Origin of the sequence: Bradyrhizobium sp. NP1 (assembly GCF_030378205.1) — a bacterium.
Lineage (GTDB): Bacteria > Pseudomonadota > Alphaproteobacteria > Rhizobiales > Xanthobacteraceae > Bradyrhizobium.
In genome coordinates this window covers 5,221,780-5,236,653 of record NZ_CP127385.1, presented here as the reverse complement: position 1 = coordinate 5,236,653, position 14,874 = coordinate 5,221,780, and the positions used below count along the sequence as shown (strand labels likewise).

The 14,874-nt window shown below is 65.7% G+C and carries 16 protein-coding genes and 2 pseudogenes; 16 read left to right on the top strand and 2 right to left on the bottom strand.

Features of this window, described 5'->3' with window-relative positions:
- Positions 1 to 32 precede the first annotated feature (32 nt).
- The 15 genes and pseudogenes from QOU61_RS25415 (at position 33) to QOU61_RS25345 (ending at position 12,835) form a co-directional block, all read left to right on the top strand.
- Positions 33 to 839, top strand: coding sequence for an FAD binding domain-containing protein (locus QOU61_RS25415; protein ID WP_289653937.1), 807 nt, complete (start codon positions 33 to 35; stop codon positions 837 to 839).
- Between the two features lie 38 nt (positions 840 to 877).
- The gene (locus QOU61_RS25410) at positions 878 to 1,786 is read left to right on the top strand and encodes an AAA family ATPase (RefSeq protein WP_289653935.1); all 909 of its coding nucleotides are present in this window, start codon (positions 878 to 880) and stop codon (positions 1,784 to 1,786) included.
- Between the two features lie 57 nt (positions 1,787 to 1,843).
- Positions 1,844 to 3,043 carry a vWA domain-containing protein gene (locus QOU61_RS25405; RefSeq protein WP_289653934.1) on the top strand — a complete coding sequence of 400 codons (1,200 nt, stop codon included), beginning with the start codon at positions 1,844 to 1,846 and terminating at the stop codon, positions 3,041 to 3,043.
- 11 nt (positions 3,044 to 3,054) lie between these two features.
- Positions 3,055 to 3,381, top strand: a complete 327-nt coding sequence (locus QOU61_RS25400; RefSeq protein ID WP_289653933.1) for an XdhC family protein — start codon at positions 3,055 to 3,057, stop codon at positions 3,379 to 3,381.
- Positions 3,378 to 4,079 carry an XdhC family protein gene (locus tag QOU61_RS25395; protein ID WP_289653932.1) on the top strand — a complete coding sequence of 234 codons (702 nt, stop codon included), beginning with the start codon at positions 3,378 to 3,380 and terminating at the stop codon, positions 4,077 to 4,079. The genes QOU61_RS25400 and QOU61_RS25395 overlap by 4 nt, the downstream gene beginning before the upstream one ends.
- A complete protein-coding gene (locus tag QOU61_RS25390) occupies positions 4,076 to 5,680 on the top strand; it encodes an NTP transferase domain-containing protein (protein ID WP_289653931.1) in 1,605 nt (534 codons plus the stop codon). The genes QOU61_RS25395 and QOU61_RS25390 overlap by 4 nt, the downstream gene beginning before the upstream one ends.
- 84 nt (positions 5,681 to 5,764) lie before the next feature.
- Positions 5,765 to 6,154: a DUF4189 domain-containing protein gene (locus tag QOU61_RS25385; protein ID WP_289661746.1), complete on the top strand. Its 390-nt coding sequence runs from the start codon at positions 5,765 to 5,767 to the stop codon at positions 6,152 to 6,154.
- 56 nt (positions 6,155 to 6,210) lie between these two features.
- Positions 6,211 to 6,378: pseudogene (locus tag QOU61_RS25380) on the top strand (DUF2000 family protein); the annotation flags it as partial.
- Between the two features lie 165 nt (positions 6,379 to 6,543).
- Positions 6,544 to 6,777 (top strand): annotated as a pseudogene (locus tag QOU61_RS25375) (DUF2000 family protein); the annotation flags it as partial.
- A gap of 227 nt (positions 6,778 to 7,004) precedes the next feature.
- Positions 7,005 to 7,682: a TetR/AcrR family transcriptional regulator gene (locus tag QOU61_RS25370; RefSeq protein ID WP_289653930.1), complete on the top strand. Its 678-nt coding sequence runs from the start codon at positions 7,005 to 7,007 to the stop codon at positions 7,680 to 7,682.
- Positions 7,679 to 8,467 carry an HlyD family secretion protein gene (locus QOU61_RS25365; RefSeq protein WP_289653929.1) on the top strand — a complete coding sequence of 263 codons (789 nt, stop codon included), beginning with the start codon at positions 7,679 to 7,681 and terminating at the stop codon, positions 8,465 to 8,467. Before QOU61_RS25370 ends, QOU61_RS25365 begins: the two co-directional genes overlap by 4 nt.
- Positions 8,464 to 9,390, top strand: a complete 927-nt coding sequence (locus tag QOU61_RS25360) for an ABC transporter ATP-binding protein (RefSeq protein ID WP_289653928.1) — start codon at positions 8,464 to 8,466, stop codon at positions 9,388 to 9,390. The genes QOU61_RS25365 and QOU61_RS25360 overlap by 4 nt, the downstream gene beginning before the upstream one ends.
- A complete protein-coding gene (locus tag QOU61_RS25355; protein WP_289653927.1) occupies positions 9,387 to 10,553 on the top strand; it encodes an ABC transporter permease in 1,167 nt (388 codons plus the stop codon). Before QOU61_RS25360 ends, QOU61_RS25355 begins: the two co-directional genes overlap by 4 nt.
- 37 nt (positions 10,554 to 10,590) lie before the next feature.
- On the top strand, positions 10,591 to 11,907 hold the full coding sequence (locus QOU61_RS25350) for an adenylate/guanylate cyclase domain-containing protein (RefSeq protein ID WP_289661744.1): 1,317 nt from the start codon (positions 10,591 to 10,593) through the stop codon (positions 11,905 to 11,907).
- Between the two features lie 13 nt (positions 11,908 to 11,920).
- Complete coding sequence (locus tag QOU61_RS25345; RefSeq protein ID WP_289653926.1) at positions 11,921 to 12,835, top strand: PhzF family phenazine biosynthesis protein; 915 nt, start codon at positions 11,921 to 11,923, stop codon at positions 12,833 to 12,835.
- Here QOU61_RS25345 and QOU61_RS25340 read toward each other — a convergent pair whose 3' ends face one another.
- On the bottom strand, positions 12,836 to 13,309 hold the full coding sequence (locus QOU61_RS25340; RefSeq protein ID WP_289661742.1) for a DUF488 domain-containing protein: 474 nt from the start codon (positions 13,307 to 13,309) through the stop codon (positions 12,836 to 12,838).
- On the bottom strand, positions 13,310 to 14,134 hold the full coding sequence (locus tag QOU61_RS25335; protein WP_289653925.1) for a DUF72 domain-containing protein: 825 nt from the start codon (positions 14,132 to 14,134) through the stop codon (positions 13,310 to 13,312). It lies immediately after the preceding gene.
- Positions 14,135 to 14,299: 165 nt separating this feature from the next.
- Here QOU61_RS25335 and QOU61_RS25330 point away from each other — a divergent pair, with 165 nt between their 5' ends.
- The gene (locus tag QOU61_RS25330; protein WP_289653924.1) at positions 14,300 to 14,491 is read left to right on the top strand and encodes a hypothetical protein; all 192 of its coding nucleotides are present in this window, start codon (positions 14,300 to 14,302) and stop codon (positions 14,489 to 14,491) included.
- Positions 14,492 to 14,874 lie beyond the last annotated feature (383 nt).

The window sequence follows — 14,874 nt, the reverse complement described above, 5'->3', positions numbered from 1 at the left end:
GTCAATCTCGCGACAGCGATCGGGACATTCCCATGTATGAATTCAAGTATCATCGTCCGGCGACCGTGCGCCAAGCGGCCAACCTGCTGGTCAAGAACGAGGACGCCAAGCTGATCGCGGGCGGCCATACCCTGGTCCCCGTGATGAAGCAGCGGCTGGCGAGCCCGCCGCACCTGGTCGACCTCTCGCACATCGAGGGCCTCAACGGCATCGAGATGAAGGGGCGCTCGCTCGTCATCGGCGCCACCGCGACCCACGCCGAGGTGGCCAATTCCCCCATCGTCGGCGAGGCGATCCCGGCCTTGGCCGATCTCGCGAGCCAGATCGGCGATCCCGCCGTGCGCCACCGCGGCACCATCGGCGGCTCGCTCGCCAACAACGATCCGACCGCCGACTATCCGGCCGCCGTGCTGGCGCTCGGCGCGACCATCGTCACCAACAAGCGGCGGCTGAAGGCGGAAGAATACTTTCAGGGCCTGTTCTCGACCGCGCTCGAACCTGACGAGATCATCACCAAGGTGATGTTCCCGCTGCCGAAGAAGGCTGCCTATGTGAAATTCCGCAACCAGGCCTCGCGCTATGCGTTGGTCGGGGTGTTCGTCGCCAAGCGTCCGTCGGACGTGCGCGTCGCCGTCACCGGCGCGGGCTCCAACGGCGTGTTCCGCGTCACCGCATTCGAGGAGGCGCTGAAGAAGCGCTTCTCGCACAAGGTGCTCGACGGGCTCGTGGTTTCGGCCGACGGGCTGAACAACGACCTGCACGGCAGCGCCGAATATCGCGCGCATCTGATCGCGGTGGTGGCGCGTCGCGCGGTCGAGGCGGCGACCGCCAAAGGCTAACAATCGCCTGCTTCAGGCCCAACAAGACTGGCTCGCTCATGAGTGCAGCGGCACTGCCTGCATCAGTCGATGCAATGCTCGAATTGCTGACGTCGCGCGGCTATCTCGCCGAGCGGTCGCTCGCGACCGTGACGTACCTGTCGCTGCGGATGGGTCGGCCGCTGTTTCTCGAAGGCGAGGCTGGCGTCGGCAAGACCGAGATTGCGAAAGTGCTGGCCGCCGCGCTCGGCCGCAAGCTGATTCGCCTGCAATGCTATGAGGGACTCGACGTCGCCTCCGCGGTGTATGAGTGGAACAGCGCGGCGCAGATGATCGCGATCCGCCTGTCGGAAGCCGCTGGCGAAACCGATCGCGAGCAGTTGTCGTCGGACATCTTCGCCGACCGCTTCCTGATCAAGCGGCCGTTGTTGCAGGCGCTGGAGCCCGACGTGGCGGGCCCGCCGGTGCTTCTGATCGACGAGCTCGACCGCGCGGACGAGGCGTTCGAGGCCTACCTGCTCGAGATCCTCTCCGACTTCCAGGTCACCATCCCCGAATTCGGCACCGTGAAGGCGCCCAAGCCGCCGATCGTGATCATCACGTCCAACCGCACCCGCGAGATCCACGACGCGCTGAAGCGGCGCTGCCTCTATCACTGGGTCGATTACCCCACGGCCGAACGCGAGCTTGCGATCGTCAAGACACGCTTGCCCGGCATCTCGGCAAAGCTGTCGCAGCAGATCGTGCGCTTCGTGCAGGCGCTGCGCGACCAGGACTTCTACAAGTCGCCCGGCGTTGCCGAAACCATCGACTGGGCCACGGCACTGACCGAGCTCGATGCGCGCTCGCTCACGGCTGAGGTGGTCGGCGATACGCTCGGCGCCCTCCTGAAATACCAGGACGACATCGCGCGGATGCAGGGCGAGGGCTTGCAGAAGGTCTTGAAGGAAACGACCAGCGAGAATTGACCTGTCATTCCGGGTCCGCGCTTTGCGCGGACCCGGAATGACGGAGCGGATAGTGCGATGGCCATCAACCACCTTGCGCCGCCGACCGGCAATATCGCCGACAACATCGTCGGCTTTGCGCGTGCGCTCCGCGCCGCCGGCCTTCCCGTCGGGCCCGGCGCCGTCATCGACGCCATGAACGCGCTCGAGGCGATCGACATCGGCAACCGCGCCGACGTGTTCGAGACGCTGCAGGCGATCTTCGTCAAGCGCCACGAGCATGCGCTGATCTTCAGACAGGCTTTCGACCTGTTCTTCCGTGCCGCCGAGGACTGGAAGCACATGCTGGATTCGGTGCCGCTGCCGGACCATGCCCGCAAGAAGCCGCCACCGGCCTCGCGCCGCGTGCAGGAGGCGCTGTCGCAGCCCTCCATGCGGGAGGAGCACGAGGTCCAGGAGCAGGACCTCAAGCTGTCGGTCTCCGACAAGGAGATCCTGCAGAAGAAGGATTTCGCGCAGATGAGCGCCGCCGAGATCGCGCAGGCGACCCGGGCAATCGCGGCGATGAAATTGCCGCAGGCGGAGTTCGAGACCCGCCGCCGCAGGCCCGATCCGCGCGGGCTGAAGCTCGACATGCGCCGCACCTTGCGCGCCTCCTTGCGCACCGGCGGCGAGATCGTCGATATCCGCAAGCTCGGGCGGATCGAAAAGCCGGCGCCGATCGTGGCGCTGCTCGATATCTCGGGCTCGATGAGCGAATATACCCGCCTGTTCCTGCACTTCCTGCATGCCATCACCGACGCCCGCAAGCGCGTCTCGGTGTTCCTGTTCGGCACGAGGCTGACCAATGTGACGCGGGCGCTCCGGGCCCGCGACCCCGACGAGGCGCTGGCAAGCTGCTCCTCGGCGGTCGAGGACTGGGCCGGCGGCACGCGGATCGCGACCTCGCTGCACAGCTTCAACAAATTGTGGGCGCGGCGGGTGCTCGGCCAGGGCGCCATCGTGCTCCTGATCTCGGACGGGCTGGAGCGGGAGGCGGATGCGCGCCTTGCCTTCGAGATGGACCGGCTGCACCGCTCCTGCCGGCGGCTGATCTGGCTCAACCCGCTGCTCCGTTTCGGCGGCTTCGAACCCAAGGCGCAGGGCATCAAAATGATGTTGCCGCACGTTGACGAATTCCGCCCGGTGCATAATTTGAGTTCGATCGAGGGGCTGATCAGGGCGCTTTCGGCGCCGCTGCCGCCGCATCACCGCAGCCTGATCCGCTCCGTAGCCTGAACGAGGTCGTCATGCTCAATCGCGACGAAGACATCCTGAAAGCCGCCGAGGAATGGCAGAAGGCGGGCCACGGCGTTGCGCTCGCCACCGTGGTCGAGACCTGGGGCTCGGCGCCGCGGCCCGCGGGCTCGAGCCTCGTCATCAACGACGACGGCACGTTCTTAGGGTCGGTGTCCGGCGGCTGCGTCGAGGGCGCCGTCGTCACCGAGGCGATGGACGTGATCGCGAGCGGCCAGCCGAGAATGCTGGAATTCGGCGTCGCCGACGAGACCGCCTGGAATGTCGGCCTGTCCTGCGGCGGCACCATCCGCGTGTTTGTCGAGAAGGTCGGGTCGTGAAGCTGGAAACCCTGAAAGAGCTCAACGCCGAGCGGGCCGCGCGCCGCCCGGTGATCCTGGTCACCGACGTCGAAAATGGCGCGCAGCGGCTGGTGAAGGCCAGCGATTTCGCCGCCGATCCGCTGCGCGGCGAGCTGACAAAGCAGCTTCGCATGGGCAAGAGCGGCATGGTGGAAGCCGCAGGGCGGAAGCTGTTCCTCAACGTGTATGCGCCGACCGCAAAGCTCGTGATCGTCGGCGCGGTGCATATCAGCCAGGCCCTCGCGCCGCTGGCGCGCTCGCTCGACTACGACGTGACGGTGGTCGATCCGCGCACGGCGTTCGCAAGCCCCGAGCGTTTCCCCGACGTGCCGCTGATCGCGGAATGGCCCGATGTCGCGCTGCCTCCGCTCAACATCGACCACTACACCGCCTTCGTGGCGCTGACCCACGATCCCAAGATTGACGATCCGGCGCTGCTGCACGCCTTCGAGCGCGACTGCTTCTATATCGGCGCGCTCGGCTCGCGGAAGACGCACGCCAAGCGCGCCGAGCGGCTGCGCGGGCAGGGCGCCAAGGAGAGTGACATCGCGCGCATCCATGCACCGATCGGCCTGCCGATCGGCGCGGTTTCGCCGTCCGAGATCGCGGTCGCGATCATGGCGGAAATCACGGCGCAGCTCCGGCTGCCGCCCAAGGAAAAAGAAGTAGCGGCATGAAATTCGGTCCTGCCAGTCCGGCTGATGCGATTGGCGGGGTGACCGTCCATACGCTCCGTCAGGGCTCCCTCGTCCTGAAAAAGGGCACGACCATTGGCGCCGCCGAGGTTGAGGCGCTGCAGAAGGCCGGCGTTGCCGAGATCGTCGTGGTGCGGCTCGACCAGGGCGACATCTCCGAGGATGCGGCGGCCGGCAGCATCGCGGAAGCCGTCACCGGCGGAGGCATTACCGCCGAGCGTGCCTTCACCGGCCGCGCCAATCTGTTTGCCGCGCGCGCCGGCGTGCTGGTGGTCGATCGCGCCGCGGTCGATCGCATCAACGGCGTCGACGAGGCCATCACCTTCGCGACCCTGTCCGCCTACAAGCCCGTGGTCGAAGGCGAGATGGTCGCGACCGTCAAGATCATCCCGTTCGGCGTCGAGGCGAAGCTGCGCGATGTCGCGGTGCAGGCCGCCGGCCGCGGTACGCTGCGGGTCGCTCCTTACGTGATCAAGCGCGTCGGCGTGGTCTCGACCCTGCTGCCGGGCCTTTCGCCGAAGGTGATCGACAAGACCCTGCGCGTCACCGCCGAGCGGCTGGCGCCGGCGGGCGCCTCCGTTATCGCCGAGCGGCGCGTGGTACATGAGGAAGCGGCACTCTCGGCCGCGATCAAGGAGCTGCTGGAGCTCGGCGCCGAGCTCGTGATCGTGTTCGGCGCATCCGCGATCGCGGACCGGCGCGATGTGATTCCATCCGCGATCACCGGGATCGGCGGCGCGATCGAGCATTTTGGCATGCCGGTCGATCCCGGCAACCTGCTCCTGATCGGCAGCGCCAAGGGCGTGCCCGTGCTGGGCGCGCCGGGCTGCGCCCGCTCGCCGGTGGAGAACGGCTTTGACTGGGTGCTGATGCGGCTGCTCGCGGGGCTCAAGGTCACCCGCGGCGAGCTGATGGGGATGGGCGTCGGCGGCCTGTTGATGGAAATCGTGACGCGGCCGCAGCCGCGCACCAAGCCCGAGACCGAAGGCAGCCGCGCGGTCGCCGCCATCATCCTCGCCGCCGGCCGCTCGACGCGGATGGGCGGGCCCAACAAGCTGCTCGCCGAACTCAGCGGCAAGAAGCTGGTGCGGATCGCGGCCGAGCAGGCGCTGGCATCGAGAGCATCCGAGGTGATCGTCGTCACCGGCCACCAGGCCGAGCTGGTCGAGAAGGCGCTGGAAGGCCTGAAGGTCAAGTTCGTCCGCAATCCCGATTTCGCCGATGGCCTTGCCGGCTCGGTCAAGGCCGGCATCTCGGCGGTGGCCGAGAATGCCGATGGCGCGCTGATTTGCCTCGGCGACATGCCGCTGATCGACGCCGGCCTGATCGACCGCCTGATCGAATCCTTCGCGCCCGACCGCGGCAATCTGATCGTGATGCCGGTCTCGGAAGGCCGGCGCGGCAATCCGGTGCTGTGGTCGCGCCGCTTCTTCAAGGAGCTGATGACGCTCGACGGCGACATCGGCGCACGCCATCTGATCGGCAAGCACGGCGAGGTCGTCGCCGAAGTGCCTGTCGATGGCGAAAGCGCTTTTCTCGACATCGACACGCCGCAGGCGCTGGAAGCCGCGCGGCGCGGATAAACCGTCTTTCTCAACCTCGCGTTCACCAAGTGGAAACGTCCCGCCCCTAGATTCCCCGCCGGGTTTTGGGGGAGGGGTTTCGTGATCGTTTCGACTGCCGTCGCGCAGCGCCGCGCGCTCTTGGCATTGGCTTTGACCCTGGCGATCGCCGGGACACGTTTCGTGACGGAAGCCTGGGGCGCGGGGGCTTTCGCCATCGGCAAATGCGGCGCCTACGGCCAGGCCTATGACTATGCGGCCGAGCCCGCCGCGCGCGCCGCCGCGCTCAAGCAATGCAAGGGCGACTGCACGGCCATCAGCATGAAGCGCGCCTGCGCGGCGCTGTCGGTCGACATGAAGAACCCCTGCGGCCCGCATGGCTATGCGGTACGGCCGCATATTTCGAGCTCGCTGAATGCCGCGACGCGTGAATGCTACAAGTTCGGCGGCAAGGAATGCGTGATTCGCGCCTGGGCTTGCGACGCCAAGGGTTAGACGAGGGTTAGCCAAGGGGTTAGCCGGCAGCCGAGATCCACGCTAACTTGCTGGCCATGCAGTTCGACACCAAGATCGCGGTTCTGATCCGGACCGATCTCGAGGCCTGGCAGAAGCTCAACGTCGCCGCGTTCCTTGCAGGCGGCATCGCGGCGGCGTTTCCGGCGTGCATCGGGGACGCTTACGAGGACGGCTCGGGCACCAAATATCTGTCGCTGATCGGCTAGTACCGCCGATTTGAAGTCCGCGCACGGGCTTCCATGAATCGGCGACGCGGACTTCAGATCGAAAGCGGTACTAGAGTCATAAGCTTGCTAGTACCCTTTGCTTTCCGAAGTTCGCAACGGAGCTGCCGCGAGGGCTCTCGAACTTCGGAAAGCAGGTACTAGCCGATCCTGATCTATGGCGCCGATCGCGCGGCGCTGTCGCGTGCGCTCGAACGGGCGCTGGCGCGCAATGTCACGCCCGCGCTCTATACCGAGGACATGTTCAGGACGACGCACGACGCCGCCAACCGCGAGGTGGTGAAGGCCGTCAGCCGTGCCGATCTCAATCTGGTGGGATTGGCCTTTCGCGCCGAGCGCAAGGTGATCGACAAGATCGTCGACGGATTGAAATTCCACATCTGACTATTCCAGCCATCACGCGTCGGCCCCCGCCTTGATCCGCATCAGGGCGGGCGGGGGCGGCTTGCCGCAGATTAGCGAAGGTTCAGCAGAGGGAGGGGCCATGCTCCGAGGGCTCAATCGCGGGCGGCTGTCGGGAGCATCGGTTCATCTGAAATCCCGCTCACGGCGAGGTGATCGGAGGGCTATTGAATATGACTGACCAGTCAGTCATAATGTTCTCCATGTCAAACGCCACAAAAACGGCACCGCCTGCCAAAGCCGCCCGGACCTCTGCCGAGGGCAGGGCCGCCGGACGGACAAATCGCAGCGAGCGGGCAGCGGAGCGGCGTGCGGCCATCGTCGAGGCGGCGCTGGACGAGTTCGTGGCCCGCGGTTTCACGGCGACAAGGCTCGACGACGTCGCCAGGCGCGCCGGCGTCGCCAAGGGCACGATCTATCTGCACTTCAAGGACAAGGAGGCGCTGTTCGAGGAACTGGTTCGCACCGCGATCGTACCCGTCCTCGAACGCATCACCACGCCGCCGCCGGCCACCGGATCGATCCGGGACGCGCTCGAAGCCTTTGCCAACACGTTCATCCAGGAGGTGGCGGCGACGCGGCGCGCCGACATCATCCGTCTGATCGTCGCCGAGGGACCACGCTTCCCGGCGATCGCCGATTTCTACTATCGCGAGGTGATCTCTCGCGGGCTTGCCGCGATGCGGGGGCTGATCGAGGCGGGGATCGCGCGCGGCGAGATTCGGGAAGCGAAGCTGAAGGATTTTCCGCAGATCGTCGTGGCGCCCGCGATCGTCGCGATCATCTGGAAGAGCCTGTTCGACAGGCACGCGCCGCTCGACGCGGTCGAGATGCTGCGCACCCATCTCGACCTGATTTTCGGCGAACGGAGGGTGACATGACCGCGCCGCGCCAGATTTTGCGCGTGCTCGCCGGCCTCCTGCTCGCCGCGGCGCTTGCCGGCTGCGACGGCAAGCGCGATCCCGGCTACCAGGGTTGGGTCGAGGCCGACATGATCTTCGTCAGCCCCGATGAATCCGGTCGCGTCACCAGGCTTGACGTGCGCGAGGGCGACGAGGTGAAGGTGGGCCAGCCGCTCTATTCGGTCGATGACGATCTGCAGCAGGCCGACCACAAGCAGAACCTCGCAACGCTGGCCAATGCGCAGCAGAGCTATGACCGCGCCGCCTCCCTGAGCAAGACCGGGTCCGGCACCCAGGCGACGCTGGATTCGGCCGTCTCCGCCTTGCGGGTGGCGGAAGCCCGCGTCAACACCTCGCGGACGCGGCTCGAGCGCCGCAACGGCTATGCCCCGATCGCCGGCACCATCCAGCAGATCTATTTTCGCGAAGGCGAGATGGTGGCTGCGCAGCGGCCGGTGCTGTCGATCATGCCACCCGGCAACATGAAGCTGCGCTTCTTCGTGCCGGAAGCCGAGCTTGCGAAACTCTCGATCGGCGACGAGGTCAGGGTGACCTGCGACAATTGCGCCGCCGATCTCACCGCGCGGATCTACTTCATCGCGACGCAGGCCGAATATACCCCGCCGGTGATCTATAGCCTCGATGAGCGCAACAAGCTCGTCTATCTGATCCAGGCGCGTCCATCGCGGCCTGATGCGCTGCGCGTCGGCCAGCCGATCAGCGTCTACCTCAACCCCAAGACACCCGTCGCGGCCCGGCAATGACATCCGCGGTCGCCATCGACGTCCGCGGGCTGTCGAAATCGTTCGGCGGCCGCGAGGTCGTGCACGATCTCTCGATGCAGGTGAAACGCGGCTCGATCTACGGCTTCCTCGGCCCCAATGGTTCCGGCAAGACCACAACCATCCGCATGCTCTGCGGCCTGCTGACGCCCGACCGCGGCGAGGGCACCTGCCTCGGCTACGACATCCGCCGCGATGCCGACCGCATCAAGCGCCTGGTCGGCTACATGACGCAGCGCTTCAGCCTGTACCAGGATCTCTCGGTGCGCGAGAATCTCGAATTCGTCGCGCGGCTCTACGGCATGCGGGACGCGCGCGGCGCCGCGCGCGAGATGATCAAGCGGCTCGGTCTCTCCGGCCGCGAGGAGCAGCTCGCGGGCGAACTTTCCGGCGGCTGGAAGCAGCGGCTCGCGCTCGGGGCCTGCACGCTGCCCAATCCGCAATTGCTGCTGCTCGACGAGCCCACCGCCGGCGTCGACCCCAAGGCGCGGCGCGACTTCTGGAACGAGATCCATGCGCTCGCCGCGCAGGGGCTGACGGTGCTGGTCTCCACCCACTACATGGACGAGGCCGAGCGCTGTCACGAGATCGCCTATATCGCCTATGGCCATCTGCTCGCGCACGGCACGGTCGAGGCGGTGATCGCCAATTCCGCGCTCACGACCTACACCGTGACGGGCGACGAGCTGGGAGCGCTCGCGGCCGCGCTCCCCGGCCAGCCCGGCGTCGACATGGTGGCGCCGTTCGGCACCAGCCTGCACGTTTCCGGCCGCGACGCCGAGGCGCTCGAGGCGACGATCGCGCCCTGGCGCCACCGCGACGACCTGAACTGGCAGAAATCCCATCCCTCGCTCGAGGACGTGTTCATCGAATTGATGAGCCGCTCGAAGGACAATTTTCAATGAGCGCCGTCGAGACCGCAGGCGTGGCGAATGCGGCCGCCGAGCCGCGCTTCGGCTTCTGGCGCCGCAGCTTCGCCATGGTGATCAAGGAGTTCATCCAGCTCAAGCGCGACCGCGTGTCGTTCGCCATGATCGTCATGATCCCGGTCATGCAGCTTCTCCTGTTCGGCTATGCGATCAACACCACGCCGCACAATCTGCCGGCCGCGGTGCTGCTGCAGGAGGACAGCGACCTCGCGCGCTCGGTCCTCAAGGCGCTGGAGAACACCGCCTATTTCCGCTTCACCCGGGAGGTCCATGACGTCACCGAATTCGACAATCTGCTGCTGTCGGGAAAGGTGCTGTTCGGCGTGGAGATCCCGCGCGGCTTCGAGCGCGCGGTCAGGCGCGGCGACCATCCGGCGCTGCTGGTTGCCGCCGACGCCACCGATCCAATCGCGGCGAGTGCGGCCTTGTCTTCGCTCAGTGTCGTGGTGCAGACCGCGCTCGCCCACGACCTGTTCGTCGGCGATCCGCCGGCGCTGCCGTTCGAGATCCGGGCGCACGCCCGCTACAACCCGGCGGGTTCGTCCCGGCTCAACATCGTGCCCGGCCTGGTCGGCACCATCCTGACCATGACCATGCTGATCTTCACCGCGCTGTCGGTGACGCGCGAGATCGAGCGCGGCACCATGGAGAGCCTGCTGTCGATGCCGATCAAGCCCGTCGAAGTGATGTTCGGCAAAATCATTCCCTACGTGCTGGTCGGCTTCATCCAGGCGGTGCTGATCATCGGGATCGGCGTGCTGCTGTTCGGGGTCCCGATCCTCGGCAGCGTGACGCTGCTGGCGCTCCTGTCGACGCTGTTCATCACCACCAACCTCGCGATCGGCTACACCTTCTCCACCATCGTGCAAAACCAGCTCCAGGCGATGCAGCTCTCGATGATGTTCTTCCTGCCGAGTATCCTGTTGTCCGGCTTCATGTTTCCGTTTGCCGGCATGCCGGTCTGGGCCCAATATTTCGGCGAGGGGCTGCCGCTGACCCACTATCTGCGGATCGTGCGTGCGATCATGTTGAAGGGGGCGACGCTGCCGAACCTGCAATATGACACAATTGCGCTGGTCGGCCTGATGCTGCTCGCCATGACAATTGCCGTGACGCGCTTCCGCCGCACGCTCGATTGAGGCACAATATCGTCGTGGAGAGCTGGCGATGGCTGCGATGGCTCGCTTCGCGGATTGGTTGCGGCGCATCGGACCGCAGGAGGCGGTATCGAAGGATTTCGATCACGCGCTGATGCGCGAGGTGATGCGCACGGAGCTCGTGCGGGTCGAGGCGCTGATCGCGACCGCTGTACTGCTCGGCCTGTCCGTCTGCGTGCTTTACCTGTTCGATCCGGTGGCTGTGACGCATCTGTGGCGGGGCGGGCTGCATCCGTCCGCGCTCTTGTTCGTCCTCGTGCCGTTCATCCTGTTCGAGCTCTGGGTCCATGCCGCCATCGCGAGCCATCTGAAGCGGGATCGCGACATCTCCATCGTCAGACGGTATATCGGGACTTTCATCGAAACCTCCATGCCGACGATTGTGCTCGGATTGCACATGGAGAGCATGGGATCGGCGCAGGCGCTCGGCTTCGCCGGGCCGCTCAGCTATTTCATCTTCATCATCCTGTCGACGCTGCGGCTCGATTTCTGGCTCTCGACCTTCACCGGTGCGGTCGCAGCAGTCGAGCTGTTCATCATGGCGATGTACTACCATCCCGCCATCGCATCGGACGCCACGCCCGACATCTACTATCACGCCGTGCGCAGCGCCATGCTGCTGATCTGTGGCGTGCTGGCCGGCGCGGTCGGGGTGCAGCTGCGCCGCGGCTTCGCGGCGAGCATCCGGGCCGCCACCGCCCGCGACCGGATCACCAACCTGTTCGGCCAGCATGTCTCGCCGCAGGTGGTGGAGCGACTGATGGCGGAAGGTGCAAGCACGGCGAGCGACATCCGTCGCGTGGCCGTGATGTTCGTCGATTTTCGCAGTTTCACAGCCGGCGCACGGGCCCGCACCCCGGAGGAGGTTGTCGACCGGCTCGACGGCGCCTTCGCCGTGCTGGTCGAGATCCTCGACCGCCATGGCGGCATCGTCAACAAGTTCCTGGGCGATGGCTTCCTCGCGCTGTTCGGCGCCCCGTTCGAGGCGGAGGAGGCGCCGTATCATGCCGTCACCGCGGCGCGCGAGATGCTGGCGGCGATGGACGAGATCAACCGCGGCAGCAGCTGGCCCTTGCGGATCGGGATCGGCATCCATTTCGGCGAGGTGGTCGCAGGCAATATCGGCTCGCCGCGGCGCAAGGAATATACCGTGATCGGCGACACCGTGAACTTCGCGTCGCGCCTGGAGGCGCTGAACAAGGAGTTCAATTCCCAGCTCCTGATCTCGGCTGCGGTCCACGATGCAATCGTGCATGCCTGTGCCGATGCGGTGTCGCTTGGCGAAGTCGCCGTGCGCGGCTATGAGCAACCGATAACGGTGTGGCGGCTCGGATAGCAAGGAAGCAACCATGCAGCGGCGCTATGTGACGGTTGATGTCTTCACCGATCGGCCGTTCGGCGGCAATCCACTCGCGGTCGTGCTCGACGCCGGCGGGCTATCGACCGCGCAGATGCAGGCGATCGCGACCGAGTTCAACTATTCGGAAACGACGTTCGTATTGCCGCCCCGCGAAGCCGGGCACGATGCCGAGGTCCGCATCTTCACCGTCAGGAGCGAAATCCCCTTCGCCGGCCATCCCAATGTCGGCACCGCTTTCGTGCTGGCGATGCGCGCCACGACGCCTCCACCGCGGCTTCTGTTCGAGGAGAAGGCGGGTCTCGTGCCGGTCGAAATCCTGCAGGAAGCGGGCAGGGTGACCGGTGCCGAGCTCACCGCACCGCAGCCCCTGAAGCGGATGACGGAATTTTCCGCCGAACAGGTCGCACGCTGCCTCTCGCTGTCGGCGTCCGATGTCAGGGTCGACCGGCAGCGGCCGCAGATCGTCTCGGTCGGCCTGCCGTTCCTGGTGGCTGAACTGACCTCGCGCGAAGCGTTGCGTCGCGCCCGGCCGAGTGCGGCCGCCTTTGCGGAGACATTTCCGCATGACGAATCGGATGCGATCTATTTCTACACCCGCGATGTGCCGTCGGACGAAAAGCCCTGCGAACTGCAGGCGCGGATGTTCCATCCCGGCGCGAGCGGGCTTTCCGAGGACCCTGCGACCGGCAGTGCGACCGCGGCCTGCGCCGCGCTGCTCGCCGATCTGGATCCGGCGCGCGACAGCGAACTGAAGCTTGCGATTGGACAGGGCGTCGACATGGGCCGGCCGAGCCTGTTGCTGACGCGCGTGCGCAAGCAAGGCGGCAAGATCGTCTCCGTTCATGTCGGGGGCGGCTGCGCGCCCATGATGCAAGGCACGCTTCAGATCGAAGGCGAGAGATAGTCAGACCTGCGGCGGTGCCAGGTTTTCGACCTTGACGCCATCGCGTTCCTCGATGATCTCGGCGATCCATTGCCGATGACAATGGCTGTGGTCGCGCTCATAGCAGAGCAGGCAGACCGGGCCGGCCTGCTTCACCAGCGCCGCGAGTTCGTCGAGATTCTCCTTCGCCTGCGGCGTCTTCAGGTGCCTGGCGTAGATCTTGTGCAGCTCCTTGTACTGGCCGCTGCGCGCGGCCAGACGGCCTTCCTTGGGCGTGCCGAGGCCGGCCAGATGCAGGTAGGCGATGCCGCGCTCGTCCAGTCCCGCGGCGAGCTGGTTCTTGGAAAAGCCCGGCCTGCGCGACGAGGTGACGGCGCGCACGTCGACCAAAAGCTTCACGCCGGCCTTTTCAAGTTCGTCCAGCACCGCTTTCGGCGGCGTCTGCTCATAGCCGATGGTGAAGATTTTTTGGCTTTGGCCATGTTGGCTCGATATTCAGCTCACGCGTGCAATCAGTTCCATCGCCCCGGCCGGTGCTCGCACCTTCCCCTCGTGAATCACGTAGGCGAACACGTCGCGCGGTTGCGTTTTCGGCTTGGCCTTGTCGACGCGCGGCAGGTCGTCCGGCTCGCCGCCGGCCGCCCAGGCCTCAAACCGCTTCGCCCACGCGTCCAGCTGCTTCGGTGGATAGCAGGTCTTGATCCCGTCATTGCCCTTTTGCAGCCGCGCGTAGACGAAGTCGCCGGCCACGTCGGCAATCGCTGGATATTTGCCGTGCTCGGCAAACACCACCGGCGTTTCGAACTGGCGGACCAGACTGACGAATTCGGGCACGCAGAAACTGTCGTGACGCACCTCGACGACGTGGCGCAGCGCGTATCCGTCGAGCTTGCGCGGCAGCAGCTCGAGGAATTTGCCGAAATCGGCCGCGTCGAACTTCTTGGTCGGCGCGAACTGCCAGAGCACGGGTCCAAGCCGGTCGCGCAGTTCGAGCACGCCGGAATCGTAGAAGCGCTTGATGGAGTCGCCGGCCTCGCCAAGAACGCGGCGGTTGGTCGCGAAGCGCGGCCCCTTGACCGAGAACACAAAACCGTCCGGCACCTCGCTGGCCCATTTGCGGAAGCTTTCGGGCTTCTGCGAGCCGTAATAGGTGCCATTGATCTCGATCGAGGTGAGCTTTGACGCCGCATAGGCGAGCTCCTTCGATTGCGCGAGCTTGTCCGGATAGAACACCCCGCGCCACGGCTCGAAGGTCCAGCCGCCGATGCCGATATAGATGTTGCCGGATTTTGTTGCGGCTGACGTCGGGGCTTTGGTCACGGTGGTTTCTCGTTTGGCAGGAGGGGCGAGAGCAAGACTAATCAAATCGCAAAGCCTTGGCCATAAGGCGACAAAGTGGCACGCGCCGCGGTCGAGCGCGGCGCATTTTTGCCATCGTCATTTTCGTGTTATCAATGCTGACGAATGAATCTTGAGGGAGCGCGGATGACCTCGGAGTCGGTGGCGGGTATTCTGGGCGCGATCGTTGCCGCGATCGTGCTGGTGGCTGCGGTCGCCTACGGGCCGATCGGCCAATTCGGCAAGCCCGCCAAGCCCGCCGCGGTGCAGCAGCCGGCGACGGCCGCACCCGCCGCGCCCGCGCCGCGCGGGCCGGTGATTCGCGACGTGCCGAACTAGTGTCCCGGACCCGAAGTTCGCGTCATTTTGCGGTGGGCTCTTTTGCGAACTTCGGGTCCGAAAGGACACTAGCAAATTTATGATTCTAGTGTGGTTTTGGTTCGGAAGTTCTCTTGACGGACTCGCGGCACAATGAGGAGAACTTCCGAACCACCACACTAGCGGCAAGGTTCGCCCCCTTGCGGAGGGCGTCCGTCGTTCCCATCTAGCCTATTAACGGCGACGTCGAGCCTGAAACAGCTCCGGCGCTGGGACGACCACGGAATAGCAGGGCTGCCGCCGGATGTACGCGCAGTCCGTTGTTCGTGGTCGTTGGCATTTTTGTCCTCTTTTTCCGCCGCTTTCCCACCGCAAACGCTTAAATCCGTAGCCGGCTTGGCTTG

Coding starts and splice junctions, on each gene's coding strand:
- QOU61_RS25415 (WP_289653937.1), top strand. CDS start 33: ATGTATGAATTCAAGTATCATCGTCCGGCGACCGTGCGCCAAGCGGCC.
- QOU61_RS25410 (WP_289653935.1), top strand. CDS start 878: ATGAGTGCAGCGGCACTGCCTGCATCAGTCGATGCAATGCTCGAATTG.
- QOU61_RS25405 (WP_289653934.1), top strand. CDS start 1,844: ATGGCCATCAACCACCTTGCGCCGCCGACCGGCAATATCGCCGACAAC.
- QOU61_RS25400 (WP_289653933.1), top strand. CDS start 3,055: ATGCTCAATCGCGACGAAGACATCCTGAAAGCCGCCGAGGAATGGCAG.
- QOU61_RS25390 (WP_289653931.1), top strand. CDS start 4,076: ATGAAATTCGGTCCTGCCAGTCCGGCTGATGCGATTGGCGGGGTGACC.
- QOU61_RS25370 (WP_289653930.1), top strand. CDS start 7,005: ATGTCAAACGCCACAAAAACGGCACCGCCTGCCAAAGCCGCCCGGACC.
- QOU61_RS25365 (WP_289653929.1), top strand. CDS start 7,679: ATGACCGCGCCGCGCCAGATTTTGCGCGTGCTCGCCGGCCTCCTGCTC.
- QOU61_RS25360 (WP_289653928.1), top strand. CDS start 8,464: ATGACATCCGCGGTCGCCATCGACGTCCGCGGGCTGTCGAAATCGTTC.
- QOU61_RS25355 (WP_289653927.1), top strand. CDS start 9,387: ATGAGCGCCGTCGAGACCGCAGGCGTGGCGAATGCGGCCGCCGAGCCG.
- QOU61_RS25350 (WP_289661744.1), top strand. CDS start 10,591: ATGGCTCGCTTCGCGGATTGGTTGCGGCGCATCGGACCGCAGGAGGCG.
- QOU61_RS25345 (WP_289653926.1), top strand. CDS start 11,921: ATGCAGCGGCGCTATGTGACGGTTGATGTCTTCACCGATCGGCCGTTC.
- QOU61_RS25330 (WP_289653924.1), top strand. CDS start 14,300: ATGACCTCGGAGTCGGTGGCGGGTATTCTGGGCGCGATCGTTGCCGCG.